Annotated in this window: 2 protein-coding genes; both read left to right on the forward strand. The window is 66.6% G+C overall.

Annotation, left to right across the window (positions count from 1 at the left end; translation table 11 throughout):
* Window positions 1–600: conjugal transfer protein TrbF (gene trbF / locus ACIQUH_RS27885; RefSeq protein WP_400821444.1), on the forward strand; the 600-nt coding region annotated here is incomplete at its 5' end.
* Window positions 597–1,171 (forward strand): TrbG/VirB9 family P-type conjugative transfer protein (locus ACIQUH_RS27890; protein WP_400821446.1); only part of this gene is annotated, 575 nt, incomplete at its 3' end. The genes trbF and ACIQUH_RS27890, both read left to right, overlap by 4 nt.

Below are 1,171 nucleotides of genomic sequence, written 5' to 3' on the forward strand. Positions count from 1 at the left end.
CGGATCGGCTCGGCCCGCGTGCAGGCCAAGAACTGGCGCTACATGGCCTTCGGCTCGCTGGTTCTCTCTGGAGGCTTCGCCGCTGCGCTCGTCTGGCAGTCGGTGCAGGGCACCGTCGTTCCCTGGGTGGTGCAGGTCGACAAGCTCGGCCAAGCGCAGAGCATCGCTCCGGCGACCGCCGACTTCCGCCCGACGGATCCGCAGATCGCATGGCATCTCGGCCGCTTCATCGAGCAGGTGCGCAGCATCCCCGCCGATCCGATCGTCGTGCGCCAGAACTGGCTTCGCGCCTACGAATGGACCACGGATCGCGGTGCAGGCGCACTCAACGATTATGCTCGCACCAATGATCCCTTCACCAAAGTCGGCAAGCAGCAGATCGCCGTCGATGTTTCCAGTGTCATCCGCGCTTCGCCCGACAGCTTCCGCGTCGCCTGGACGGAGCGGCATTTCGAGAACGGCCAGCTCTCCGGCACGGAACGATGGACCGCGATCCTGACCATTGCCGTCCAGCCGCCACGCGACGCCGAACGGCTCAAAGCCAATCCGCTCGGCATCTATGTCAACGCCATCAACTGGTCGCGGGAGATGGGCCAATGAACCGCGCGATCCTCAAGCCCGCAATCGCGGCCGTTCTGCTTTCGGCGACCATGCTCGCCGGCTGCGCCTCCACCAAGCCGCCGCAGATCAGCTACGACAATAGCGTCCCGCCGCTGCCAGCCATTCCCGCCGCCGTGGCGGATGAGCGGTTGAAACCGCTGCATGTTCCTCCGGCCTGGACGGTCGCGCGCGGCGGTCAGACCGCCAGCACGGCGACCGGCCGCGTCGAGAACGCCAATGCCGCCGCCCGCGTGCAGCCGCGCCGCGAAGGATATTTCAACGCCATTCAGGTCTATCCCTGGTCGGACGGCGCGCTCTATCAGGTCTATGCCGCGCCCGGCCAGATCACCAATATCGCGCTCGAACCCGGCGAGAGCCTGACCGGCGCCGGGCCGATCGCCGCCGGCGATACCGCCCGCTGGATCATCGGCGATACGGAATCCGGTTCCGGCGTGGCCCGTCGGGTGCATGTGCTGGTGAAGCCCACACGCGCCGACATCACCACCAATCTCGTCATCACCACGGACCGACGCACCTACATGGTCGAGCTGCGATCCGGCGAGAAGCCCTA

It is taken from the genome of Agrobacterium sp. NPDC090283 (genome assembly GCF_044769685.1).
Taxonomy (GTDB): Bacteria; Pseudomonadota; Alphaproteobacteria; order Rhizobiales; family Rhizobiaceae; genus Agrobacterium.